This window comes from Roseobacter sp. HKCCD7870, assembly GCF_037830315.1.
In the GTDB taxonomy this organism is placed as follows: domain Bacteria; phylum Pseudomonadota; class Alphaproteobacteria; order Rhodobacterales; family Rhodobacteraceae; genus M30B80.
This window is the reverse complement of record NZ_JBBLYO010000001.1, coordinates 100022-123362: the sequence shown is the minus strand read 5'-3', so window position 1 is coordinate 123362 and position 23341 is coordinate 100022. Positions and strand designations below refer to the sequence as shown.

Annotated in this window: 23 protein-coding genes, 2 tRNA genes and 2 pseudogenes; 15 read left to right on the top strand and 12 right to left on the bottom strand. The window is 57.8% G+C overall.

The genetic code is table 11. The features are described from left to right. Positions 1 to 46 precede the first annotated feature (46 nt). The 4 genes from AAC637_RS00675 (at position 47) to AAC637_RS00660 (ending at position 3034) form a co-directional block, all read left to right on the top strand. Positions 47 to 361, top strand: a complete 315-nt coding sequence (locus AAC637_RS00675; protein WP_340301875.1) for a DUF1476 domain-containing protein — start codon at positions 47 to 49, stop codon at positions 359 to 361. Between the two features lie 162 nt (positions 362 to 523). Then, positions 524 to 1537: a betaine--homocysteine S-methyltransferase gene (gene bmt / locus AAC637_RS00670; protein WP_340301874.1), complete on the top strand. Its 1014-nt coding sequence runs from the start codon at positions 524 to 526 to the stop codon at positions 1535 to 1537. Positions 1538 to 1672: 135 nt separating this feature from the next. Further along, a complete protein-coding gene (locus AAC637_RS00665; RefSeq protein WP_340301873.1) occupies positions 1673 to 2377 on the top strand; it encodes a corrinoid protein in 705 nt (234 codons plus the stop codon). Between the two features lie 6 nt (positions 2378 to 2383). Continuing rightward, a complete protein-coding gene (locus AAC637_RS00660) occupies positions 2384 to 3034 on the top strand; it encodes a DUF1638 domain-containing protein (protein ID WP_340301872.1) in 651 nt (216 codons plus the stop codon). Here AAC637_RS00660 and AAC637_RS00655 read toward each other — a convergent pair. Further along, positions 3031 to 3456, bottom strand: coding sequence for a SufE family protein (locus tag AAC637_RS00655; RefSeq protein ID WP_340301871.1), 426 nt, complete (start codon positions 3454 to 3456; stop codon positions 3031 to 3033). The genes AAC637_RS00660 and AAC637_RS00655 overlap by 4 nt on opposite strands. Before the next feature lie 128 nt (positions 3457 to 3584). Here AAC637_RS00655 and AAC637_RS00650 point away from each other — a divergent pair, with 128 nt between their 5' ends. Then, a complete protein-coding gene (locus AAC637_RS00650; protein ID WP_340301870.1) occupies positions 3585 to 4028 on the top strand; it encodes a hypothetical protein in 444 nt (147 codons plus the stop codon). Here the strand turns inward: AAC637_RS00650 and rnd are convergent. From rnd to purM, 3 genes are read right to left on the bottom strand one after another with little or no spacing between them, the layout of a single operon-like run. Continuing rightward, positions 4025 to 5218 (bottom strand): ribonuclease D, encoded by a 1194-nt coding sequence (rnd, locus tag AAC637_RS00645; protein WP_340301869.1) that lies wholly within the window; start codon positions 5216 to 5218, stop codon positions 4025 to 4027. The genes AAC637_RS00650 and rnd overlap by 4 nt on opposite strands. A gap of 43 nt (positions 5219 to 5261) precedes the next feature. Further along, a complete protein-coding gene (gene purN, locus AAC637_RS00640; RefSeq protein ID WP_340301868.1) occupies positions 5262 to 5864 on the bottom strand; it encodes a phosphoribosylglycinamide formyltransferase in 603 nt (200 codons plus the stop codon). Next, positions 5861 to 6922, bottom strand: coding sequence for a phosphoribosylformylglycinamidine cyclo-ligase (gene purM, locus AAC637_RS00635; protein WP_340301867.1), 1062 nt, complete (start codon positions 6920 to 6922; stop codon positions 5861 to 5863). Before purM ends, purN begins: the two co-directional genes overlap by 4 nt. 125 nt (positions 6923 to 7047) lie before the next feature. Between purM and AAC637_RS00630 the strand changes: the two genes are divergently transcribed. Then, positions 7048 to 7124, top strand: a tRNA-Ile gene (locus tag AAC637_RS00630). A gap of 17 nt (positions 7125 to 7141) precedes the next feature. On the opposite strand, the gene AAC637_RS00625 is transcribed toward AAC637_RS00630, so the two are convergent. Next, on the bottom strand, positions 7142 to 8476 hold the full coding sequence (locus AAC637_RS00625; protein WP_340301866.1) for an ATP-binding protein: 1335 nt from the start codon (positions 8474 to 8476) through the stop codon (positions 7142 to 7144). Positions 8477 to 8528: 52 nt separating this feature from the next. Here AAC637_RS00625 and AAC637_RS00620 point away from each other — a divergent pair, with 52 nt between their 5' ends. Together AAC637_RS00620 and AAC637_RS00615 are read left to right on the top strand one after the other, a co-directional pair. Continuing rightward, complete coding sequence (locus tag AAC637_RS00620; RefSeq protein ID WP_340301865.1) at positions 8529 to 9383, top strand: MBL fold metallo-hydrolase; 855 nt, start codon at positions 8529 to 8531, stop codon at positions 9381 to 9383. A 71-nt stretch (positions 9384 to 9454) separates the two neighbouring features. Beyond that, positions 9455 to 9529: transfer RNA gene (locus tag AAC637_RS00615), tRNA-Asn, on the top strand. Positions 9530 to 9826: 297 nt separating this feature from the next. Here the strand turns inward: AAC637_RS00615 and ndk are convergent. Further along, positions 9827 to 10249, bottom strand: coding sequence for a nucleoside-diphosphate kinase (gene ndk / locus AAC637_RS00610; RefSeq protein ID WP_213675270.1), 423 nt, complete (start codon positions 10247 to 10249; stop codon positions 9827 to 9829). A gap of 103 nt (positions 10250 to 10352) precedes the next feature. On the opposite strand from ndk, the gene AAC637_RS00605 reads away from it, so the two are divergent. Next, on the top strand, positions 10353 to 12203 hold the full coding sequence (locus tag AAC637_RS00605) for an ABC-F family ATP-binding cassette domain-containing protein (protein WP_340303110.1): 1851 nt from the start codon (positions 10353 to 10355) through the stop codon (positions 12201 to 12203). Positions 12204 to 12257: 54 nt separating this feature from the next. Beyond that, a pseudogene (locus AAC637_RS00600) lies at positions 12258 to 12392 on the top strand (MarC family protein); the annotation flags it as partial. Positions 12393 to 12427: 35 nt separating this feature from the next. Here the strand turns inward: AAC637_RS00600 and AAC637_RS00595 are convergent. The 3 genes and pseudogenes from AAC637_RS00595 to AAC637_RS00585 all read right to left on the bottom strand — a co-directional run. Beyond that, positions 12428 to 12790 (bottom strand): annotated as a pseudogene (locus AAC637_RS00595) (protoglobin domain-containing protein); the annotation flags it as partial. 117 nt (positions 12791 to 12907) lie between these two features. Then, positions 12908 to 13390 carry a DNA polymerase III subunit chi gene (locus tag AAC637_RS00590; RefSeq protein WP_340301864.1) on the bottom strand — a complete coding sequence of 161 codons (483 nt, stop codon included), beginning with the start codon at positions 13388 to 13390 and terminating at the stop codon, positions 12908 to 12910. Then, complete coding sequence (locus AAC637_RS00585; protein ID WP_340301863.1) at positions 13390 to 14859, bottom strand: leucyl aminopeptidase; 1470 nt, start codon at positions 14857 to 14859, stop codon at positions 13390 to 13392. The genes AAC637_RS00590 and AAC637_RS00585 overlap by 1 nt, the downstream gene beginning before the upstream one ends. Before the next feature lie 211 nt (positions 14860 to 15070). On the opposite strand from AAC637_RS00585, the gene lptF reads away from it, so the two are divergent. The 5 genes from lptF (at position 15071) to rsmA (ending at position 20549) form a co-directional block, all read left to right on the top strand. After that, entirely contained in the window at positions 15071 to 16234 is a 1164-nt protein-coding gene (gene lptF / locus AAC637_RS00580) for an LPS export ABC transporter permease LptF (RefSeq protein ID WP_340301862.1), read from the top strand. Then, on the top strand, positions 16231 to 17325 hold the full coding sequence (lptG, locus tag AAC637_RS00575; RefSeq protein ID WP_340301861.1) for an LPS export ABC transporter permease LptG: 1095 nt from the start codon (positions 16231 to 16233) through the stop codon (positions 17323 to 17325). The genes lptF and lptG overlap by 4 nt, the downstream gene beginning before the upstream one ends. 140 nt (positions 17326 to 17465) lie before the next feature. Next, on the top strand, positions 17466 to 18725 hold the full coding sequence (locus AAC637_RS00570) for a peptidylprolyl isomerase (RefSeq protein WP_340301860.1): 1260 nt from the start codon (positions 17466 to 17468) through the stop codon (positions 18723 to 18725). Positions 18726 to 18729: 4 nt separating this feature from the next. Next, entirely contained in the window at positions 18730 to 19716 is a 987-nt protein-coding gene (gene pdxA / locus AAC637_RS00565; RefSeq protein WP_340301859.1) for a 4-hydroxythreonine-4-phosphate dehydrogenase PdxA, read from the top strand. Then, on the top strand, positions 19713 to 20549 hold the full coding sequence (gene rsmA, locus AAC637_RS00560) for a 16S rRNA (adenine(1518)-N(6)/adenine(1519)-N(6))-dimethyltransferase RsmA (RefSeq protein WP_340301858.1): 837 nt from the start codon (positions 19713 to 19715) through the stop codon (positions 20547 to 20549). Before pdxA ends, rsmA begins: the two co-directional genes overlap by 4 nt. 65 nt (positions 20550 to 20614) lie before the next feature. Here the strand turns inward: rsmA and AAC637_RS00555 are convergent, their stop codons facing one another. The 3 genes from AAC637_RS00555 to prfA all read right to left on the bottom strand — a co-directional run bounded on the left by AAC637_RS00555 (position 20615) and on the right by prfA (position 23317). Then, positions 20615 to 21175 (bottom strand): DUF4167 domain-containing protein, encoded by a 561-nt coding sequence (locus AAC637_RS00555; protein ID WP_340301857.1) that lies wholly within the window; start codon positions 21173 to 21175, stop codon positions 20615 to 20617. Between the two features lie 238 nt (positions 21176 to 21413). Beyond that, complete coding sequence (gene prmC, locus AAC637_RS00550; RefSeq protein WP_340301856.1) at positions 21414 to 22265, bottom strand: peptide chain release factor N(5)-glutamine methyltransferase; 852 nt, start codon at positions 22263 to 22265, stop codon at positions 21414 to 21416. Beyond that, positions 22262 to 23317 (bottom strand): peptide chain release factor 1, encoded by a 1056-nt coding sequence (prfA, locus tag AAC637_RS00545; protein WP_340301855.1) that lies wholly within the window; start codon positions 23315 to 23317, stop codon positions 22262 to 22264. Before prfA ends, prmC begins: the two co-directional genes overlap by 4 nt. Positions 23318 to 23341 lie beyond the last annotated feature (24 nt).

Sequence of the window (23341 nt, the reverse complement as noted above, 5' to 3'; positions counted from 1 at the left end):
TATCACAGGGATAAACCGCAAGCTCACCGCCCAAGGAGACAGATTAATGAGCACATTTGACGACCGTGAACACGCGTTCGAAGCAAAATTCGCGCATGATGAAGAAATGAAGTTCAAGCTTGAAGCGCGCCGCAATAAACTGGTGGGCCTATGGGCCGCCGAAATCTTGGGCAAAACGGGCGATGAGGCCGAGGCCTATGCAAAAGAGGTGATCCGCGCTGATTTCGAAGAAGCAGGCCACGAGGATGTCATCGGCAAGCTGAAGGCGGATTTGGGCGATAAAGTTTCGGAAGATGAGCTGCGCGCAAAATTTGACGCGCTCTTGATCAAGGCCAAGACCCAATTGGTGAACGAGAATTAATCACCACCCCTGCCCCAGTTCTGCGCACCCCGTGCATCTGTTGCGCGGGGTGTTTCTTTTTTGACCTCGCAGATTTTTCATAAAGATCATGTGGATTTTCGGGCTTGCATCATAGCCCCAGAGGGGCCATGTCGCAGCTGATGTGACACAAGGAATTTTATTATGTCGAACCGTTTGCAGTCCCTTTTGGAAACCCGCGATTGGCTGATGGCCGATGGCGCAACGGGCACGACCCTCTTTAACATGGGGCTGCAATCGGGCGATGCGCCAGAATTGTGGAACGAAGATCACCCTGACCGCATTGCCGAACTCTATCGCGGGGCCGTCAATGCGGATTCCGATATCTTCTTGACCAATTCCTTTGGTGGCACGCGCGCACGGCTGAAATTGCATGATGCCCAAGATCGCGCGTTTGACCTAAATCGAATTGCCGCAGAGATTGGCCGCGAAGTCGCTGATGCCTCTGGCCGCGAGGTGGTCGTTGCAGGGTCCATGGGGCCAACGGGTGAGATCATGGTGCCAATGGGGCCTTTGACCCACGAGGCCGCCGTGGAGATGTTCCATGAACAGGCCGAAGGGCTTAAGGCAGGCGGTGCGGATGTATGTTGGGTTGAGACGATCTCAGCCCCCGAAGAATACGCCGCCGCAGCCGAAGCTTGCAAACTAGCAGGTATGCCATGGTGCGGCACCATGAGCTTTGACACGGCAGGGCGCACGATGATGGGTGTCACCTCCGCCGCGATGTCGGATTTGGTTGAGAAACTGGATCACAAACCTTTGGCCTATGGTGCAAATTGCGGTGTTGGGGCCTCGGATTTGATGCGCACGGTTCTGGGCTTTCGTGCCTCGGGCAACGAGCGCCCCGTGATTGCCAAGGGCAATGCAGGCATCCCCAAATACGTTGATGGCCATATCCATTACGATGGCACCCCAGAGTTGATGGCCCGTTACGCGGTTCTGGCCCGCGATGCAGGGGCCAAGATCATCGGGGGCTGTTGCGGCACCCAACCTGTCCATCTTGCGGCAATGCGCAAGGCGCTGGAAGAGACCCCGCGCGGCGCGGTTCCAAGCCTTGAACAGATCGCCGAAGCATTGGGCGGCTTTTCCTCAGGATCGGATGGCACGGATGGCAATGGCCCGCAGCGCCGCGAGCGCACAGGCCGCCGCCGCAGCTAATTTGGTATGCAATCGCATGGGCAAAGGTCGCCTGCGGCGGTCGTGATGTCGTAAATTTGCGCGTCTGGTGGCGCGAAGAGCTTACGTAATCGTTCAAACGCTATCGGCTAAGTGCCGCTTCAGGAGACGCTTGAGATGTCTGACGAAAATGATGAAATCATCCTCTCAGAACTGGACAATGACGAACTTGTCCAACAAATGTTCGATGACCTCTACGATGGTCTAAAAGAAGAAATCGAAGAGGCGGTTAACATTCTACTTGAGCGCGGATGGGCCCCCTACGACATCCTGACCAAGGCCTTGGTGGGTGGTATGACCATTGTGGGTCACGATTTCCGTGACGGCATTTTGTTTGTGCCCGAGGTTCTGATGGCCGCAAACGCGATGAAAGGTGGCATGGCCATCCTTAAGCCGCTTTTGGCGGAAACAGGCGCCCCCCGTATCGGCAAAATGGTGATTGGCACGGTAAAGGGCGATATCCATGATATCGGCAAGAACCTCGTCACCATGATGATGGAAGGCGCAGGTTTTGAAGTGGTTGACCTTGGCATCAACAACGCGGTCGAAGCCTATCTTGAAGCCTTGGAAAAAGAGACCCCCGACATTCTGGGGATGTCCGCACTTTTGACAACGACCATGCCCTATATGAAGGTCGTGATCGACACGATGAAAGAGCAAGGCATCCGCGATGATTACATCGTGTTGGTCGGTGGCGCACCTTTGAACGAAGAATTTGGCCGCGCGATTGGCGCAGACGCTTATTGCCGTGACGCGGCCGTGGCCGTGGAAACCGCCAAGGAGTTCGTTCTGCGCAAACACAACCAAATGGCCGCGCATTAAGCGATTATGACAAATCCCGCCCTGCATCTGCCAGATGACGACACGTTACGCGATAGCGGCGTTTCAGCATCTGGCAGGGGGCGGGTTTTGCTTTTGGCCTGCGGGGCTTTGGCGCATGAGGTTTTGGCGATCAAGGCGGCCAATGGGTTTGACCATCTCGACCTGCAATGCCTGCCCGCCATTCTGCACAATCGCCCCGAATTGATCCCTGACGCGGTTGAAGCTGCGGTCACGCGGGTGCGTGGGGATTACGACAGTATCTATGTGCTTTATGCCGATTGCGGCACAGGCGGGGCTTTGGCCGCGCGCTGCGCCGCGCTTGGCGTTGAAATGCTCGAAGGCCCACATTGCTACAGCTTTTTCGAGGGCAATGCCCGCTTTGAAGACTTGGGCGAGGTCACTGCCTTTTACCTGACGGATTTCCTTACCCGTCAGTTTGACGCTTTTGTCACCCGCCCTCTTGGCCTCGATAAACACCCCGAATTGCGGGATATCTACTTTGGCAATTACGAAAAGCTGGTTTATCAGGCGCAGACAGATGACGCCGCCCTAACCGAAAAAGCCAAGGCCTGTGCCGATTTTCTTGGCCTTGCTTTTGAACGCCGCTTTACGGGCTATGGTGATCTTGAAACGGCCCTGAAAAAATGGGGGGATTAACCCCGCGCTTTTGCCGCCAATAGGTGGATGCGTTCGACCATGGCCCGCAACCCGTTTGAGCGCTGCGCGGAGAGGTGGTCATTCAACCCCAACCGCGCCAATTCTGCCCGTGGATCAACCGCCAGAACCTCGGCAATGCTCAGGCCCGCATAAAGCGCGTGCAAAACCGCAATCAAGCCGCGGACAATCATCGCGTCACTTTCACCTTGAAAGTCGAACCGCGCCTCTGGCCCCTGCCCTTCGATCCGCGGCATGATCCAGACCTGCGAGGCGCAACCATCCACCTTGGTGGCGGGAACGCGCATCGCCTCGGGTAAGGGCTCCATCGCTTTGCCCAATTCGATCACATGGCGATAGCGGTCTTCCCAATCGTCCAGAAATTCGAATGTGTCTGCGATTTCCTCAAAGCGTTCGCTGGCCATTCTGCCCTCATCCTTTTGTCACCTCCCCCTGACCTAAAGCGCAGCCCCCCATTCGTCCAGAGGCGCTTTTCAAAACCGCCCTGATAGGGTAGCACTCAAAGGGTGATGCTTTGCCAAGAGGGGCCAATATGCTGCGCACTGCCATTTTTGCTGCGATGATCTTGGGGCTTACGGGCTGTTCCACGCGGCTGAACCCCTTCAACTGGTTCGGAAATGACCGCCAAGAGCAACGGATTGAGGTTGTGCAGGTCGAGGAATTTGTCGATCCACGCCCGCTTGTCGCAGATGTCATCTCGCTTGAAGCGGATCAGGTTGACGGCGGCGCCATCATCCGCGCCGTAGGACGCGCAGAACGTCAAGGCTATTGGGAGGCCGAACTGGTCGAGATTTCCAATGAGGACGGGCTAATGCTGTTCGAATTCCGCGTGGTTCCCCCGCGGGATGACACGGCAGAAGGTGCGCCGCGCACTCGCGAAATTCTGGTCGGCACGTTCCGCAGCGCGAATGAACTGCGCGGTGTCACACGGATCAGCGTGCAAGGGGCCAATAATCGCCGCACAGTGTCGCGTTAAAGTTCGAACAAAACCACTTTGCTGCCTTTGACACCAAGGCCCACATCGCCTTGAACAAGGCGCAATGCATCCTCGCCAAAGACCTTGCCGCGCCAACCTTTGCACCACAGGCCATCCAAATGGCCAGAAGCGATATTGTCCAAATCCGCGCTGGACGCGATCAGCTTTTGTGCAACGCCCGCCTCATCGGCCTTGGCCTTGAGCAAGACACGCAGCAAATCCGCCAAGGCAGGGTTAAGGTCGCTGCGATCTGGCCCATTTGGCAATTTGGGGAATTTTTCGGGCGGCGTGTCCATGCCGCGATTGACCGCCGCAATAATACCTTCCGCAATATCGCCCCGCCGCGCCTCGCGCAGCAATAGGCGCGATTTCGACAAATCCGCCAAAGAGCGCGGCTTGGTCGAGGCCAATTCCATCAAGGCATCATCCTTGAAGACGCGCGAGCGCGGGATGTTACGTTCCTGCGCATAGGCCTCGCGGAATGTGGCCAATTCGCGCACAACCGCCAAAAGCCTTCCCGAGCTTGAGCGCATTTTGATCCGCATCCACGCGTGATCTGGATTTACGATATAGCTGTCCGCATTGGTCAGCTGCGCCAATTCTTCCTCCATCCATGCACTGCGCCCAGATCGGGCCAGTTGCGCGGACAGATATTCATAAATCTGGCGCAGATGCGTGACATCGGCCAAGGCATAGGTTTTTTGCGCATCCGATAGAGGACGCCGCGACCAATCGGTAAAGCGTGAGGATTTATCAAGCGCGGCCTTGGCAATTTTGCGCACCAAAGTTTCATATCCCACTTGATCGCCAAATCCGCAGACCATTGCGGCCACTTGCGTATCAAAGAGTGGCGCAGGCACGAGCCCGCCCTCGACATGAAAGATCTCGAGATCCTGCCGCGCAGCATGGAACACCTTGACCACATCAGGATTGCGGAACAGCTCATAAAGCGGCTCAAGCGACATGCCTTCGGCCAGCGGGTCAACCAAAACCGCGCCACTGTCATCCGTGCCCGGCATCGCCAATTGAACAAGACACAGCTGCGCGTAATAGGTGCGCTCGCGCAGGAATTCGGTGTCAACGGTCACATAAGGGTGCAGTGCGGCGGCCTCGCAAAATTCGGCCAATTCGGATGTGGTTGTCAGCGTCTTCGGCAAGGGCGTTACTTCTTCAATTTTTCCGCGATACACGGGTTTACGAAAAGACGCAGGAAAAGGAAAGCCCCCCTCTAGATCAGGGCTCAGCATCCTCAAAGATCAGCGGGCGGCGATCCCCCGCAGCAAAGCGGCGTAATACGGCAGGGTAAAGGCGATGCTCCTGCACCAAAACCCGCGCGGCCAAGGTTTCGGGCGCATCCCCCGCCACCACTGGGACGCGTGCCTGCCCCAAGATCGGGCCATCATCCAAATCCGCGGTCACCTCATGCACTGTACAGCCTGCGATGTCATCCCCTGCCTCAATCGCGCGGGCATGGGTATGCAGGCCGCGATATTTGGGCAATAGCGAGGGATGAATATTCAGCATCCGCCCCTGATAGCGGGCCACAAATTCAGCCGTCAAAACCCGCATAAAACCCGCAAGCGCGATGATATCAGGCTGATATTGGTCAAGCGCCTTGGCCATCTCAGCCTCAAAGGCCGCGCGATCAGCCCCAAAAGGTTTGTGATCCACCACCACTGTTGGCACGCCTGCAGCCTCTGCCTTGGCCAGACCGCCCGCATCAGGGATATTCGACAAAACCACACAGGCCCGCGCAGGGTGATCCCCCGTCATTGACTTGAGCAGTTCCACCATATTGGAACCGCCCCCTGAAATCAGGATAGCGACCCGTTTCACGAAAGCGCGCCCTCATAGGTCACGCCAGAGCCCGCCTCAACCACGCCAAGCCGTGTCACGGTTTCACCCGCAGCCACCAAGAGCCGCGCAATGGCATCGGCCTCAGCCGCATCGACTACCACGCACATCCCAATCCCTGCGTTAAAGGTCTTGAGCATCTCGCGCGTCTCTATCCCGCCTGTTTCGGCCAACCACTGGAACACGGGTGGCAGACCCCAAGCGCCCAAGTCAATCCGCGCGCCAAGCCCCTGAGGCAGGACACGGGGCAGGTTCTCGGTCAAACCACCGCCCGTGATATGGGCCAACCCATGCACCCCGCCTGCGCGGATCGCCTCAAGAATAGGCTCCACATACAGCCGTGTTGGTACCAAAAGCGCGGCGCCAAGGCTTGTCTCAGGGGCGAAGGGCGCGGGGTCAGACCATGACAGACCCGACACATCAACAATGCGGCGCACCAAAGAATAGCCGTTTGAATGCACCCCATCGGAGGCCAAGCCAAGGATCACATCGCCCGCCGTGACATTGGCAGGCAGGCTTGCGCCACGCTCCATCGCGCCAACGGCAAAGCCCGCAAGGTCGAAATCGCCTGCGTCATACATACCAGGCATTTCGGCGGTTTCCCCCCCAACCAAAGCACAGCCCGATTGCGCACAGCCCTCGGCAATCCCTTCGATGATCCGCGCAGCCTGATCCACCGCCAATTTGCCCGAGGCAAAATAGTCAAGGAAGAACAAAGGCTCCGCCCCTTGGCAGACCAGATCATTCACGCACATCGCCACCAGATCAATGCCGATGGTGTCCACCGCGTCCGTATCAATCGCGATGCGCAGCTTGGTGCCAACCCCATCGGTGGCGGCGACCAAAATCGGGTCATGATATCCTGCGGCCTTGAGATCAAACAAAGCCCCAAAACCGCCCAGTCCAGACATCGTCCCCGCCCGCGCAGTTGCGGCAGCGGCAGGTTTGATCCGATCAACAAGCGCATTGCCCGCATCAATATCAACACCCGCTTGGGCATAGGTGAGACTGTTTTTGGGCGCTTGCGCATCTGCGGGCATTGATCGGGCCTTTCCTCAGGGGGCGTGATTTTCCGCCCTGATACCGATCTTCGCCGCCTTCGTCCATAAGCGAGTGATCCAATACTTGACCCCCTCGCATTGGCGCAGTAACCCAAGCCCTACGGGGGCCTGTAGCTCAATTGGTTAGAGCAGAGCGCTCATAACGCTTTGGTTGCGGGTTCAAGTCCTGCCGGGCCTACCATTTCCCCCCCAGCACGGCTATCGCGGCAGAATAATGTCTGCCTTTAATCCGCCCAGATCGGCGCTTTGCCCCAAAGTCAGCCGCCCGCCATGCCGCCGTGCGATATCTTGCGCAATCGCCAAACCCAATCCAACGCCCGAGCCGCGATTTTGGTTTCGCGCCACATCCAACCGCACGAAGGGGCGCATCGCCTCCTCGCGCTGATCTGCGGGGATGCCTGGCCCGTCATCTTCCACAGAAATGCGCCATTGACGCGGCGTAAGCGACAAGGTCACACGCGCCTCGCTGCCATATCGCTGCGCGTTTGAAATCAAATTGCCAAGCGCACGACGCAGCGCCGCAGGTCGGAATGTGGCCGTATAATCCTGAAGCATCCCACTGTTCGAAGAATGGGCAAAGCTGATCTGCGCCCCTGACCGCGTGGCATCCGAGACAATCTCGCGCAGGAATTTATCAATATCCAATTCCGCCAAATCATCCAATGCATCGCCTCGGGCGAAATCAAGAAACGCCTCGAGCAGGGTTTCCATCTCCTCGACATCACGGCGCAGGGCCGTCACATCTTCGCTTTCCTCCATGACACTGAGACCCAATTTCATCCGCGTCAGCGGGGTGCGCAAATCGTGACTGACACCTGAGAGCATCATGGTGCGCTGCTCGATCTGGTTTTCGATACGATTGCGCATATCGAGGAAGGCGCGGCCCGCACTGCGCACCTCCAATGCCCCTGCGGGGCTGTAATCCACGATACGGCCTTTGCCGAAATCCTCAGCCGCCCGCGCCAAGCGGCGAATGGGGCGCAGTTGGTTGCGCAGAAAGAGAAACGCCACAGTGGTCATCAAAATGCCCGTAAACACCATCAAGACCAACAATTGATGCGGGTTCGAGGCCGATACACGCCGCCGTGCAATCTCGGCATCCACGCGCGCGCCATCGGCAAGACGCAGCCCGATCATCACTTTGCGATCATCGGTGATCAGATCAATCCATGTCACCTCAGGCACCGCACGGCGCAAAACCTCAATCACACCGCGCCCCGATAGGTCATAAAAGGCGCGCGCCTCCAGTCCGTCGCCCTCAAATGGCTTGCCCCCACCCTCAAAAAGGCTGATCTCAAGCGGGGCGGCCACACTGCGACCTGCCCAAATCCCACCGCGCTCAATCTCTTGGATGATAAAGCGCAGCTCAACCGCCAACCCCTCCATCATCTGGCGCGTCACCCCGTCAAAATGGCGCTGCAAAAACGCCGCAGAAACCACAAGCTGGATCGTCAAAATCGGCACAAGCATGATCAGCGCAGCCCGCCCATAAAGGCTGCGTGGCAGCATTTTCTTGATCAATCGCGTAAACATAGGCCATCTATAGCCGCGGCCCGCGCAAAGCGCCAAAGGAAAAACACGCCCGATGATGACCGAGCATGGCTCACTTTTGCGCAGCATCTGCGCCCCAAACCCTTCGCCCATGACGGCAGAGGGCACATTGACCTATATGCTGGGGGAAACCTCTATCGCCGTGATTGACCCCGGGCCCGCATCAGATCAGCATCTGGCCGCGATCCTCGCAGCCGTGCCGCAGGGCGGGCGGATCACCCATATTTTTGTCACCCATGCGCATTTAGATCACAGCGCCCTCGCCGGCCCCTTGGCCGCGGCGACACAGGCGCCCATTTTGGCGGCAGGCCCATGGGATATGGGGCGCAGCACACTGCCTGATCTGGGCGGTGGCGAGGGGGTCGATCACGGCTTCATCCCCGACATTGCCCTGCCCGATGGGGCCGTGATCGAGACAGAAGACTGGCGCATCACTGCCCATCACAGCCCCGGCCATATGGGCAATCATATGAATGTCGCATGGCAAGATGTCGAATTTTGCGGCGATGTCGTCATGGATTGGTCAAGCACCTTGATTTCCCCGCCTGATGGTCATTTGGGGGCCTATTTGACCTCGCTCGCCGCGATCGAGGCGCGCGGGCCAAAGCGGCTTTTGCCCGCCCATGGGGCCGCGATTGAGAGCCCCCGCGCGCGCTGTGCCGAGTTGCGCGCCCATCGCGCGATGCGACATGGCCAGATTCTTTCAGCCCTCACAGCAACCCCGCGCAGTCTCAACAGCCTGCGCGCGGAAATCTACCCCGATCTTCAGCCCCTGCTACACCCGATGGCTGAGCGCAACATTTTGGCGCATCTCATTGGATTGATTGAAGAAAATCAGGCAAAACCAGACAGCCCCCTCAGCGCCGAGGCAGGTTTTTCCAGAATTTGATCCAAAGAACGATTTTTTCGCCCCAAAGCACTGGACGCGCAAAAATCGTCTTGCTATACGGCCCAACGTGTTCCGGCGTAGCTCAGCGGTAGAGCAGTTGACTGTTAATCAATTGGTCGTAGGTTCGATCCCTACCGCCGGAGCCAATTACCCAAATATAACAATATCTTACAGGCACCCCGCCCGCGAGCGCTTGCCCGCCGTTGATTTCTGGAAGCATAGTGAAAGCATGGCGACAGGGATTTTTAGGGCAAAATTGCCACAATTGATCGCGCTGCGTGATGGGAATCATCAACGCCGTTTTGATCAGATTTGCAATGACCACCACGATCCAGACCGCAGCGAATTTGAACGCCAAATGGATATTCTCGGCTTGCGCGCAAAATAAAAGCCGCACAGCCGATTGGCTATGCGGCCCTCATTCAGGGACTATGGTGATCGGCTTAGCCGACCAATTCCAAGCCTGCAAAGAAATAGGCAATCTCTTCCGCGGCAGTTTCAGGGGCATCTGACCCGTGAACGGAGTTTTCGCCCTTAGACAGCGCGAAATCTTTGCGGATTGTGCCGTCTGCCGCTTCGGCAGGATCAGTGGCGCCCATGACTTCGCGATATTTCGCAATCGCGTTTTCGCCTTCCAGAACCTGCACGACAACGGGCTCAGACGCCATGAATTCGCACAGCTCGCCGTAGAAAGGGCGCTCTTTATGCACGGCATAGAACACGCCTGCCTGCGCGGGGGTCAGGTGAATGCGCTTTTGCGCGATGATGCGCAGGCCCGCTGCTTCGATCTTTGCGTTGATTGCACCCGTCAAGTTACGCTTGGTTGCATCGGGTTTAATGATGGAAAATGTGCGTTGCACGGCCATTGATCTCTCCATGTGAAGGTGAATTTGGCGCGGCCATAACATGAGGGATCAGAATAGGGAAGCCGCGATTGACAGCACGCGCCAAGCCGTGCATGAGCCGCGCATGTTGCGCATATCTGATCTCTCTTTTTCTATGGCGGGTCGTCCCCTGTTTGATGGGGCCAGCGCGACCATCCCCACGGGGCATAAGGTGGGCATTGTCGGGCGCAATGGCGCGGGCAAGACCACGCTGTTTCGCCTGATCAAGGGGGAATTATCGCTTGATGGGGGGGGGATTGAGATCCCCGCGCGCGCGCGCATCGGCGGCGTCAGCCAAGAAGTGCCTGGCAGCGCGGTGTCGCTGCTCAACACTGTCTTGGCCGCTGATACAGAGCGCGCCGCCCTCATGGCCGAGGCGGAAACCGCAAAGGGCGAACGCATGGCCGAGGTGCAAACACGGCTTGCCGATATTGATGCTTGGTCGGCCGAGGCGCGCGCCGCCACGATCCTGCGGGGTTTGGGCTTTACCGATGCGGAAACCGCCCGCCCCTGTTCCGATTTTTCGGGCGGGTGGCGGATGCGCGTGGCCTTGGCCGCCGTTCTGTTCTCACAACCTGATTTCCTGCTCTTGGACGAACCCACCAACTATCTCGATCTTGAGGGGGCGCTCTGGCTTGAGGCCTATCTGGCCAAATATCCGCACACTGTCCTTGTCATCAGCCATGATCGCGGACTGCTCAATCGCGCGGTGGGGCATATCTTGCATGTAAGCGATCAAAAATTGACCCTTTACACGGGCGGCTATGATGATTTCATCAAAACCCGCACGGCGCAGCGGGCGCTGCAATCGGCAGAAGCCAAAAAACAAGAGGCGCGGCGCGCGCATTTGCAGAGTTTCGTGGATCGCTTCCGCGCCAAAGCCTCGAAAGCAAAGCAGGCACAGGCGCGGCTTAAGATGCTGGAACGGATGGAACCCATCCGCGCGCCCGAAGACGCGGCCCGCACCGTCTTCACCTTCCCCGAACCTGAGACGCTCTCGCCGCCTATTTTGCGGCTGGACGGGGCAAGTGTTGGCTATGAGGGGCGTGCAGTGCTGTCAAAGCTGGATTTGCGCATTGACCAAGATGATCGCATCGCTCTGCTTGGGCGCAACGGCGAGGGCAAATCGACCCTGTCCAAATTGATTGCAGGCAAATTGGCGGCAATGGCAGGCAGTGTCACCGCCTCCTCCAAGTTGCGGGTCGGGTATTTCGCGCAGCATCAGGTTGACGAATTGAATTTGGACGAAACCCCGCTTGACCACCTGCGACGCGCGCGCCCCGAGGAGGCGCCAACGCGCCACCGCGCACGACTTGCGGGGTTTGGTCTGGCGGCGGCGCAGGCCGAAACCAAAGTTGGCCAATTATCGGGCGGGCAAAAGGCGCGCTTATCCTTGTTGCTCGCGACTTTGGACGCGCCGCATATGCTCATCTTGGACGAGCCGACCAACCACCTGGATATCGAAAGCCGCGAGGCCTTGGTCGAGGCGCTTTCGGCCTATTCGGGGGCGGTGATCTTGGTCAGCCATGATATGCACCTTTTGGGGCTAGTGGCCGATCGGTTGTTGCTGGTCGCAAACGGGCGGGTTGCCCCCTATGAGGGCGATTTGGACAGTTATCGCGCCACCCTCTTGGGGGCGCGGCCAGACAAACCCAGCAAAGACAAGCCCGCTCCAACTGCGCCCCGCCCAAGCCATGATGAAATCAAAGAGATACGCGCCGAATTGCGCCGTGCCGAAGCGCGGGTCGAAAAGATTATGGAGATTCATGAGAAACTCTCGGTAAAACTGGCTGATCCTGCGCTCTATGAGGCAGCCACAGCATCTGAATTGGCGCAATGGCAGGCGAAGTTCACTGAAGTCGAAGAAGGTTTAGCGCGCGCTGAGGCGCTTTGGGTCGCAGCACAGGCGCGGCTTGACGCGGCGTTGCAAGAATAGCCCCCTCCCCCGATTTCATTTGACCTTTGCCCCCTCAAAGGTCAGGGATAGGGCATGGAATTCGCAACCCTCATCCCCGTTTTTGTGGCGCTTTTTGTCATTATTGATCCCATCGGTTTGGCGCCGCTCTTTGTCGCGCTGACCCGCGGCATGGGCGTGGCCGAAAGGCGGAAGATTGCGCTGCGGGCGACCCGAAACCGTTTTGGCGGCACTTGCGCCTTGTGCGTCAGCGCCTCAAGCAACCGTCCCGTTGCCTTGAAATAGGTGGAAACATAGGCAAAAAGGGGCAGATCAATCTTGGCATGGATCGCCCCCACGCGCCGCACCGAGGCGAAATAATCCACATCAAAACGCCCAGAAAACAGATTGATCCAATGCGCCTTTGGCGCGATGCGCGCATGATCAACCGAAGCCTCTGTTTTGAAATATTTGGCCAAATCGGCATCGTTCAAGGCATGGGCGTAGAATTCCGAGAGAACGGCATCAATCTCGGGCACAATAAGCGTGCCCACATTGGCCAATAGGCTTAGGTCGTCCCCGACCAAATTGAATTCGGGCAGATGTTGATCAAATTCATAGGCAACCATGGGCCAGACGCTCTCCTCAACGACTGATGGGCGCGCAATCATGGCCCAAGGTGACGAGGATTCTAGAGGATGGAGTCCTAATAATTCGTCAAAGCAATTTGGTTTTTCATCGAAACATCAATCTTTTGTCGAAGGTTGTGGATGTTCGCTTTCCATTTTCCACGCACCTGAGGCCTGCGACCAATATTGAAGACGCAGGCCCGCCTCGGCAAAACTGCGCCAATGGTTGCGCGCATGAATGACGGATGCCTCATCTTGGCCGTCAAAAACCAAAACAGCGCGGGTCAGGCCTGCGCAGTCCTCAGGTGTGATCGTGGCCCCGCCGATCGCCACCAGATAATCGGGGCGATTGGCGCGCAGATCGCCTGTGCCAATGAGAATGGGTTGAAGCTCGGCATCCGCCCCGCCCTCAACCCCGTGGGGCAGAAAACGCTCGGGCGGATGCGCGGCCCACAAAAGGTCATCCATCCGCGCCACGCTTTGCGCATCGGGCGCGCGCAAGGCCACGCGCCACCCTTGCGCCAAAGCGCGCTCAATCAGCATGGGCAAAACTTGCTCAAGCCGCGAGCGGGTCAAATGGTAGAACCACAGTTCGGACATCAGCCTTCGTCAAACATATCTTGGATCAACCGATCCAGTGCCAAAACGCCCCAACCTGTTGCCCCTGCAGGGGCGTATTTGCTGTCCTTTGCAATCGAAGCAACGCCCGCAATATCGAGGTGAATCCAAGGCATGCCTTTCTTGACAAAACGCTGCAGGAATTTGGCCGCTGTGATCGAGCCCGCAGGCCGCCCGCCTGTGTTTTTAATATCGGCTATGCGGCTTTTGATCAGGTCATCATAGCTGTCATCCAATGGCATCGGCCATGCGCCTTCATCTTCGGCTTTCGCGGCCTTTAGGAAGGCTGCGCAAAGCGCATCATCATTTGCAAAAACGCCTGCATTGTCATGGCCCAGACCAATGATAATTGCGCCTGTCAGCGTGGCCAAATTTATCATCGCGCGTGGGGCAAAGCGTTCTTGGGCATACCACAGCACATCCGCCAGAACGAGGCGCCCTTCGGCATCGGTATTGATAACCTCGATTGTGTCCCCTTTCATTGAGACCACAACATCGCCAGGACGCTGCGCGCGACCATCGGGCATGTTTTCAACCAAGCCAACCAGACCAACCACGTTGGCGCGCGCCTTGCGTAATGCAAGGCCTTTCATCACCCCTGCAACAACACCTGCGCCGCCCATATCCATGGTCATATCTTCCATGCCTGCGGCGGGTTTTAGGCTGATGCCGCCTGTGTCAAACACAACCCCCTTGCCCACGAGGGCAAAGGGCTGCGCATCACCTGCGCCCATCCATTCCATCACCACAACCTTGGACGGGCTTTCCGAGCCTTGCCCAACCCCCAAAAGGGCGCGCATTCCCAATTTTTCGAGCGCGGGTTCATCAAGAACCTCAACCTTGACGCCGAGCGCGGCCAAATCGCTGAGCTGTTCGGCAAAACTGGTGGTCGTCAGAACATTGGCAGGGGCGTTGACCAGATCACGGGTGAAAAACACCCCTTCCGCCACCGCCAAAAGCGGCGCGGCCTTCGCGGCAATCTCATCAGGTTTGCTGCAATAGAGCGTGACGCTGCCATAGCTTTCCGGGGTTTTGGATTTGTGATCGCCAAATTCATAGCCCCGCAAGACCACCCCAAGTGCCAAATCCGCGCTGCGTGCGAAATTGCCCGCACATACATGCAACTCTGATTTGCCCGCCGCGACCCGCAATTTAGCGCCCGCGCGGCGTGCCGCTTGTGCGGTGACGCGGCGCTCTGTTTTGAGGAGCAACACGGCCTCTGCTGACATGCCCGCGGGATAGGCCAAGACCATCACATCGCCCGCGTTTAATCCCTCCCATGCAGGGCTGCCAAGCGCCCGATCCACTGCGCCTTTGCTCAGGCGGTTCAACCGCCGCCCCGCTGCATCCAAACCACCCTCTGGCGTGGCCAAACAGGCAATCTTTCCCGATAGCCCTTTAAGCGCATCAAGATCAATTTCGCAAAACTGTGTCGCGGATGGACGGGTCATGAAAATCCTCACATTGGTTGAATGCGTCATTTAACGGCAACACTAGGGCGCAAACAGCGGCTTGACCAGATGGACGATTGCACGAACCCGTGCCCGTCGCGCGGAAGCCTTGCATTAAGCCCCAAAAACCCCCAAAACCAAAAGAACTTGTGGGCAATCAGGCCCGCTTGCACCCCAAAGATATGGGGCCAAATTTACAAAGGCTGCGAATTTGACACGATATGATCGTTATATCTTGCTCATGTGCCTCAGTTTCTTTGGCTTCTTCGCGCTTATTTTGGTGTCCGTCTATTGGATCAACCAAGGGGTTGATTTGTTCGATCAATTGATCTCGGACGGCCAAACCATTTTGGCCTTCCTAGAACTGACCACATTGGCGCTGCCGCCGATTATCATGATGGTGCTGCCTGTGGCGGGGTTTGTGGCGACCCTTTATGTGTTCAACCGCCTGATCACCGATAGTGAATTGGTGATTTTGCAGACCGCCGGCATCTCGCCGCTGCGCCTGTTACGGCCGGTTTTCTATTTCGGTGCGATTATGGCGTTCTTGGTTGCGGGCCTCAGTAATGGTTTGGCCCCACAGGCCGAAGCACAATTTCGCGAAAGATCAAACATTTTGGGCAATGATCTGGTCGCTCAGTTGCTGCGCGCGGGCGTGTTCCAATCCCCGATCTCGGGCATCACGATTTACATCAGCGATATTTCACCCGAAGGTGAGTTGCAGGGTCTGTTTATCCATGATCGGCGAAGCGAGACCCGCGAAGTGACCTATCGCGCGGATCGCGGGTATCTTTTGCGCGATGCGGAAAACGCGCGGATGATCTTGGTATCAGGGCGCAGTATCACCTTGGATCGGGTCACAAACCGCCTGAGCAATCTCAGCTTTGAGCGATTGAACTATGATATCACACAGGTACAAAGCCCGACTGCATCAGGCAGTGACGAAGAGGGCGAAGTTCTGCCCGAGAACGAGCGCGCGATGTCCACGCCTGCGCTGATTGCGGCGGATCAAGATCTTGCCAACCGCGCGGGCATTCCCCTTGATCGTATCAAATGGGAACTGCATTATCGTTTCGCGCAGGCGATGTTCACGTTTTTTGTGGCTTTGATTGCGGCCAGTTGCCTGATGCTGCGCAATTTTTCGCGGCTTGGGTTATGGGCGCAGATCATGCTGGCCGTAGGGCTGGTGATCCCGTTGCAGATGAGCAAGAACCTTTTGAGCGCTCAGGTGATCAACGCGCCGCATTTGGCACCATTGGCCTATGTGCAGCCACTGCTCTGCGCCGTGGTGTTCGGGGCGGTGCTGTTGGCCGTATATAAAACCGCGCATTGGCGCCCGATGCGGCAGCCTGATCTGGTTGAGGGCGGCGCATGATCCTGCAACTTTACCTCGCGCAGCGTTATTTCAAAAACTTCCTCACCGTGTTGGCGATCTTTACGGTGATCCACATGGTAGTGGATTTGACCGAACAGATGCGAAAAATCGCGCTCAACGGCGGGGATTTGGGCGATGCGCTCACGCTTGCGCTGCTCAATATGCCGTCAGCGCTTTATTCCCTCTTTCCGCTGGTTGTCATGCTGGCGACCTTGGTCTTTTTCCTGTCTCTGGCACGCAGTTCAGAATTGGTAGTGGTGCGGGCATCGGGGCGCTCTGCTTTGCGGGCCACAATGGCCCCAATTGGCGTGGCCGCCCTCATCGGGATCATCGGTCTTTTGGTGATCAACCCAATCGTGGCCGACACACAGATCGCGCATGAGCGTAAGTTGGCGCAGGTGCGTGGCGCACAGGAACGCACATTGGCCATCACGCAAGAAGGGCTTTGGCTACGCCAAGGCACGCGCGATCAGCAAACCGTCATCAACGCGCTGCGCGCCAATAGTGATGGCACGCAGTTATTTGACGTCACCTTTTATAATTTCGATACATTTGGCCGCATTGAACAGCGCATTGACGCCGATGAAGCGCGCCTTGGACTGCAATCATGGGATCTTACCCGCGCCAAGATCTGGGACTTAACCCAAACCAACCCCGAGGCCAGTGCAGAAAGTTTTGAAAGCTATGCCGTTCCTTCAACGCTGACGCGGGAACAAATTCTCGATTCCTTTGGGGATCCGAGCAATATCTCGATTTACGCCCTTCCCGATTTCATTACGCAGTTGCAGGAGGCGGGATTTGCGGGCCTGTCGCATCGGGTCTGGTTCCAGATGCAGTTGGCAAACCCCTTGATGCTGATGAGCATGGTCTTGATCGGTGCAAGCCTTACGATGCGTCACACCCGTTTTGGCCGCACGGGGCCTTTGGTGCTCGCCGCGATTTTGTTGGGTTTTGGCCTCTATTTTCTGCGCAGCTTTGCCCAAGTTTTGGGTGAGAATGGTCAGCTTTCCGCCTTTACCGTTGCATGGACACCGCCCCTTGCGGGGTCGCTTTTGGCGCTTGGGGTGATTTTGCATATGGAAGATGGCTAAGACAGTGATGGATCGGCCCAATACATGCGGGGGGCATGAATTTCCCCTCGCTTCGCTTGCCCGCCTCTTGTAAGCTTGGCACAAATATAAAACGGGCGCTCTCACGCCGCCCCTCGCAAGAGTGACCGAAGAAGGACAAGATGAGTTCACATCACGTATCTTCCCCAATCTTGGGTAAATTCTTGGGCGCGCGCGCCGCGCGCAACCTGTGTTTTGGTGTGATCATGGGATGCGCCTTGGCGCTTGCCCCTGCACAAATGCGCGCGCAATCGCTCGATTTCACGCCTGTAATTGCGGTTAATGATACCGTGATCACCCAATATGAGGTGGATCAACGCGCCACATTTTTGGGCATCTTGAATGCACCAGGTGACCTACAGGCCCGCGCGCGCGATGTTTTGGTAGAGGAACGCCTGCAAATGGCCGCCGCCCAAGCAGCGGGGATCACAATCACCCAAGACCAGTTGATGATCGGAATTGACGAATTTGCCGCCCGTGCAAATTTGGACGGCCGAGGGTTGATTGATGCGCTTGAGAACGAGGGGGTCGCCTATGAGACCCTGCGCGATTTTATCAATGCAGGCCTTTTATGGCGCGAGATATTGCGCAGTCGGTTTGGGGCACGCGCCCAAGTCTCTGAGGCCGAGATTGACCGCGCACTTGCGCTTGGCTCCAGCGAGGGCGGGGCGCAAATTCGTTTGGCGGAATTGATCCTGCCGATTGAAGGCAACGATATAGACACGCTGCGCGCTGAATTGCTGACGATTGCCGAAGATGTGGACGGAAATCTGACGGCTTTTGCCGATGCCGCCCGCGCCCGTTCAGCCGCCCCTACCGCGGTGGATGGCGGTGCGTTGGATTGGCGTCCCCTGTCATCCCTGCCCCAAGGCCTGAGTGCCATGTTGATCACCTTGGATGTTGGTGATGTCACCGAACCCGTCCCTTTGGGGCCTGGGATTGGGATTTTTCAAATGCTGGGCTTTGAAGAGGCAGGATATCAATTCCCAACGCCGAGCAGTTATGATTACGCGACCATTCTGCTTTCAGGGCCAGATGCCACCGCGCGCGCCGCTGAGATCGCCGCGCAAAATGACCGCTGCGATGATCTTTATGGCACCCTAGAAGGTCAGTTTGAACGGATCAGCGCCCCGCGCGCCGAACTGCCCGCAGATATTGCGGCAGAGCTTGCTAAGCTTGACCCGAATGAAAGCTCGACCGCCCTGCGCCGCAACAATGGCGCCGACCTTCTGATGGTTTGGCTGTGCAATCGCACAGTCGAGCTTGAAGATGGCGCGCGCGAGGAAATTCGCCAAGCCTTGTTCTCGCAGCGCCTTGAGGCTTATGCTTCTGGCTATCTTGAGGAATTGCGGGCGGACGCCATCATCCGTGATTTGGACTGATCCCATGGGTGCGGGCACGACCGGCCCCATTGCGCTCAGCTGTGGGGAGCCTGCGGGGATTGGCCCCGAGATTGCCGCAAAAGCGTGGCATGAATTGCGGGGGGCGGTTCCTTTTTTTGTCATTGGGGATGCGGATCATTTCAACGGGCATGGCGCACCTATTGTCAAAATATCTCAGGCAAGTGCCGCCTTTGCCGCCTTTGGCGATGGGTTGCCAGTTCTGCACCGCGACTTTGGCCCCGCCCGTGTGGCAGGCCACCCCCAAGCAGCCCATGCGCAAGGCGTCATTGACGCAATCGCGGAGGCTGTAGAGCTTGCCCAATCGGGTGCAGCGCGCGCAATTTGCACCCTGCCCATCCATAAACACGCCCTGCAACAAGGCGCAGGTTTTGCCTATCCAGGCCATACGGAATATCTCGCGGCCTTGGCGGGCGGGGTGAAGGTAGTGATGATGTTGGCCTGCGCAGAATTACGCGTTGTGCCTGCCACCATCCACATCCCCCTCAGCGCGGTTCCTGCGACTTTTACCCCCGATCTATTGCGCGATGTGATCCGCGTGACCTCGGACACAATGCAGCGTGATTTCGGTCTGCAGTCCCCACGTTTTGCCGTGGCGGGCCTCAACCCCCATGCGGGCGAAAATGGCGCCATGGGGCGCGAGGAAATCGCATGGATGATCCCCTGTCTGGAGGGGTTGCGCGGCGAAGGTTATCAGATCGCGGGGCCGCTCTCCGCAGATACGATGTTCCACCCTGCGGCGCGCGCGCGGTATGATGTGGCCATCTGCGCCTATCATGATCAGGCGCTGATCCCGATCAAGACGCTTGATTTCTCAGGGGGGGTGAATGTGACGCTTGGCCTGCCCTTTATCCGCACCTCGCCCGATCATGGCACGGCCTTTGACATCGCGGGCACGGGCTGCGCAGATGCCACAAGCTTGGTCGCCGCGTTGCGCATGGCGGATCAAATGGCACAGGCGCGCGCGGCATGATTGATACCCTCCCCCCCCTGCGCGAGGTAATCGCAACCCATGATCTGCGCGCCAAGAAATCCTTGGGGCAGAATTTCCTGCTTGATCTGAACCTGACCGCAAAAATCGCCCGCATCGCGGGGGATTTAAGCGAATGTGATGTTCTGGAAATCGGCCCTGGCCCTGGTGGTTTGACCCGTGGCCTTTTGGCCGAAGGGGCGCGGCGCGTGGTGGCGATTGAAAAAGACGCGCGTTGCCTTCCTGCGTTGGCAGAAATCGCCGCCGCCTATCCTGAGCGCCTGAGCGTTCTCAATGACGATGCTTTGGCCGTGGATTGGGCGGCGCATCTGAAACCGCCGATCCGTATTATCGCCAATCTGCCCTATAATGTGGGCACCGAATTGCTCATCCGCTGGCTGATCCCGCCTGTCTGGCCACCACAATGGTCAAGCCTAACCTTGATGTTCCAACGCGAAGTGGCCGAACGTATTGTGGCGCGCGAGGGCAGCAAGGCCTATGGCCGCTTGGCCGTCTTGGCGCAATGGCGCTGTGAGGCGCGGATTGCGCTGAACCTGCCACCCGAGGCCTTCACCCCACCCCCAAAGGTTAGCTCTGCGGTGGTGCATTTAACAGCACTTGAGGCACCGAAATTTCCCTCTGATCAAAAGGTGCTGGAGCGCGTGGTTGCTAAAGCCTTTAATCAACGCCGCAAAATGCTGCGCGCCGCGCTGAAGGGGCTTTGCCCAGATATTGAGGATCGCATCTTGGCCGCAGGGCTGCGCCCGACTGACCGCGCAGAAACAGTCAGCCTTGAGGGGTTTTGCGCCCTCGCCCGCGCTGTCGCGGCCGATTAAGGCAAGAAAAACCCCCGCACCAAGGATGGCACGGGGGCAATGTCATGCAACAAGGTCACGCGCGATTATTCGCCTTGGGCCTCGCTTGGGGCTGCAACCATTGGGGCGGCATCGCTGCCTGCCTCGTCAGATTTGCGCGGGCGGCGGGGGCCACGCGGCGCGCGTTTCGCGCTAGGTTTGCTTTCGGGCGTGTCGACCAAGGTGCTGGCCTCTTCCCCATCGCCATCGGCGGCAATCGCCAAACCATCCGTCTCACTGGGCGTGACCTCTTGGCCTGCATCCTGCGAAGTCTCGGCCTCGTCCTCGTTCGAATACCCACGGCGATCATGGCCATTCTGGCCGCCATTATGGCTTTGCTGCTCTTCGCGGCGCGCGTCCATCTCGCGCTGCGCCTCGCTTAGGAGGCGGGAATAATGCTCGGAGTGCTGCAAGAAATTCTCAGCGGCCACGCGGTCATTGCTCAACTGCGCATCACGGGCCAATTGCTGATATTTGTCGATGATCTGCTGCGGTGTGCCGCGCACCTTGCCCTCTGGGCCAGAGCTGTCAAACACCCGATTGATGATATTGCCAACAGAGCGGTTGCGATTGCCCTTTGACCGCGAGCGGTTCTTTGATGATCTCATTGTTCTTATATAGTCCAGTGTTGAAGCCATCCACGGCAGGGTGTCAGGCGGCCTAATGCCAAGTCCGTGCCAATATCCACGATCAGCCTGTGCAATCTGTGTCTTTGTCCAGAATATCGTGGCTGTTATTTCGGGGGAACGTCTTAATAATTCCTCTCCCGTGCTGTCCGCTTGCCATGGCTGAGGGGCGCTTACAAGCGGAAAGTTACAAAAACGGCGAAATTATCAGCTTTTTCGCCTAGGAACGCATCGCTTGCGCCACCACAACACGCGGCTTGCCTGCCAAGTCATGGATGACGCGCACAGACCGAAACCCTGCTTGAGCAAAGATTTGCGGCACCGTTTCGCCTTGATCATAGCCGATTTCGACCATGACCCCCCCATCGCGCGCAAGATAGGCGCCTGCCTGCGCAGCGATCACGCGATATGCGCTCAGCCCATCATGACAATCGGTCAGCGCAGCAGCGCGCTCATGCACGCGCAGCTCTTCGGGTAGACCTGCATAAGTTGCCTGATCAATATAGGGCGGATTGGATAGGATCAGATCAAACATCGCGGGCTCTGGCAGCGCCGCAAACCATGGGCCCGTTAAGAACTGCAACCGCCCCGCCACGCCATGGGTCTTTGCATTTTGTCGCGCGCGGGCCAAGGCACCCTCGTCCAAATCGGTTGCAACCCCTTGCGCCTCTGGCCGCGCGGCAAGCAGGCTGATTGCAATCACCCCCGTGCCTGTGCCCAGATCAAGAAAGCGCGTAAAGCCATGCGAGAGTGCGGCCTCTACCAAGGTTTCCGTGTCAGGCCGCGGGGCCAAATCCCCCGCCCCAACCACGAAATCCAATCCCATGAATGCAGATTTCCCAATGATATGGGCCACAGATTGTCCAGCAAGGCGGGCCTCCACCACTGCCTCAAAATCAGTGATGTGATTTTGAGCGGCCAGATCATTGAGACAGGCTGACAACCCCGCCGCTGACAGGCCTGCTGCATGCGCCAATAAAAGGCGTGCATCGCACTCAGCCTCATCTTGGGGCAAGCGCAAAGACAAACGCGCGCGCGCGGCGGCGTAAAGATCCCGATAGCGCGCGCTCACCCGTCCATCTCAGCCAACAGGGCGGCTTGATCATGGGCGGTCAGCGCGTCAATGATCTCTTCCAAATCACCCGACAAGACCTGATCCAACTTATACAAGGTCAGATTGATCCGATGATCTGTCATGCGCCCTTGGGGGAAATTATAGGTGCGGATACGCTCGGAACGATCGCCCGTTCCCACCTGACTTTTGCGCGAAGCGGCGCGGGCATCATCGGCCCTTTGCCGTTCCAGATCATAAAGCCGCGCGCGCAAGACCTGCATTGCGATCTCGCGGTTGCGGTGTTGTGACTTCTCCGATGAGGTGACAATGATCCCCGTGGGCAAATGGGTGATGCGCACGGCGCTGTCTGTGGTGTTCACATGCTGACCACCCGCGCCTGAGGCGCGCATTGTATCAATACGGATATCGGTTGCGGGGATATCGATATCAACATCTTCGGCTTCGGGCAGAACAGCCACAGTCGCGGCGGATGTATGGATACGCCCGCCTGATTCCGTTTCTGGCACCCGCTGCACGCGATGAACGCCAGACTCGTATTTCATTCGTGCAAAAACACCCTCGCCCACGATCCGTGCGGTCACTTCACGCACACCGCCAAGCTCGGAGAGCTGCTGCTCGATCAATTCAAATTGCCACCCCCGCGCCTCGGCGTAGCGTTGATACATCCGCAGCAAATCGCCCGCAAAAAGGGCCGCCTCATCGCCGCCAGTTCCTGGACGAATTTCAAGAATGGCAGGGCGGGCATCGGCCGCATCTTTGGGCAAAAGCGCAATGCGCAAGGCATATTCAACCTCAAGCAGCGCGATTTTGAGCCGTGCCAATTCTTCTTCGGCCAAGGCGCGCATCTCAGGATCGGCCAACATCGCCTCGGCCCCCTGAAGGTCAGATTTGATCTGCTGATATTCGTCAATCTGCGTGACCACAGGTTTCAGCTGCGCATATTCGCGACTGATTGCGGCAATCGCATCAGCGGCGGGGCCTGCGTTTAATTGCGCCTCGAGATACTCGAAGCGCTCGACAATTTGGCGAAGGGGTTCTACTGGCAACATAGGCAGGGTTTGGCGAAGCGGCGC

What these genes read in the sequence shown, in the direction of transcription:
- AAC637_RS00675 (WP_340301875.1), top strand. Translation starts at nt 47, where the DNA reads ATGAGCACATTTGACGACCGTGAACACGCGTTCGAAGCAAAATTCGCG.
- bmt (WP_340301874.1), top strand. Translation starts at nt 524, where the DNA reads ATGTCGAACCGTTTGCAGTCCCTTTTGGAAACCCGCGATTGGCTGATG.
- AAC637_RS00665 (WP_340301873.1), top strand. Translation starts at nt 1,673, where the DNA reads ATGTCTGACGAAAATGATGAAATCATCCTCTCAGAACTGGACAATGAC.
- AAC637_RS00660 (WP_340301872.1), top strand. Translation starts at nt 2,384, where the DNA reads ATGACAAATCCCGCCCTGCATCTGCCAGATGACGACACGTTACGCGAT.
- AAC637_RS00655 (WP_340301871.1), bottom strand. Translation starts at nt 3,456, where the DNA reads ATGGCCAGCGAACGCTTTGAGGAAATCGCAGACACATTCGAATTTCTG.
- AAC637_RS00650 (WP_340301870.1), top strand. Translation starts at nt 3,585, where the DNA reads ATGCTGCGCACTGCCATTTTTGCTGCGATGATCTTGGGGCTTACGGGC.
- purM (WP_340301867.1), bottom strand. Translation starts at nt 6,922, where the DNA reads ATGCCCGCAGATGCGCAAGCGCCCAAAAACAGTCTCACCTATGCCCAA.
- AAC637_RS00625 (WP_340301866.1), bottom strand. Translation starts at nt 8,476, where the DNA reads ATGTTTACGCGATTGATCAAGAAAATGCTGCCACGCAGCCTTTATGGG.
- AAC637_RS00620 (WP_340301865.1), top strand. Translation starts at nt 8,529, where the DNA reads ATGATGACCGAGCATGGCTCACTTTTGCGCAGCATCTGCGCCCCAAAC.
- ndk (WP_213675270.1), bottom strand. Translation starts at nt 10,249, where the DNA reads ATGGCCGTGCAACGCACATTTTCCATCATTAAACCCGATGCAACCAAG.
- AAC637_RS00605 (WP_340303110.1), top strand. Translation starts at nt 10,353, where the DNA reads ATGTTGCGCATATCTGATCTCTCTTTTTCTATGGCGGGTCGTCCCCTG.
- AAC637_RS00590 (WP_340301864.1), bottom strand. Translation starts at nt 13,390, where the DNA reads ATGTCCGAACTGTGGTTCTACCATTTGACCCGCTCGCGGCTTGAGCAA.
- AAC637_RS00585 (WP_340301863.1), bottom strand. Translation starts at nt 14,859, where the DNA reads ATGACCCGTCCATCCGCGACACAGTTTTGCGAAATTGATCTTGATGCG.
- lptG (WP_340301861.1), top strand. Translation starts at nt 16,231, where the DNA reads ATGATCCTGCAACTTTACCTCGCGCAGCGTTATTTCAAAAACTTCCTC.
- AAC637_RS00570 (WP_340301860.1), top strand. Translation starts at nt 17,466, where the DNA reads ATGAGTTCACATCACGTATCTTCCCCAATCTTGGGTAAATTCTTGGGC.
- pdxA (WP_340301859.1), top strand. Translation starts at nt 18,730, where the DNA reads ATGGGTGCGGGCACGACCGGCCCCATTGCGCTCAGCTGTGGGGAGCCT.
- rsmA (WP_340301858.1), top strand. Translation starts at nt 19,713, where the DNA reads ATGATTGATACCCTCCCCCCCCTGCGCGAGGTAATCGCAACCCATGAT.
- AAC637_RS00555 (WP_340301857.1), bottom strand. Translation starts at nt 21,175, where the DNA reads ATGAGATCATCAAAGAACCGCTCGCGGTCAAAGGGCAATCGCAACCGC.
- prfA (WP_340301855.1), bottom strand. Translation starts at nt 23,317, where the DNA reads ATGTTGCCAGTAGAACCCCTTCGCCAAATTGTCGAGCGCTTCGAGTAT.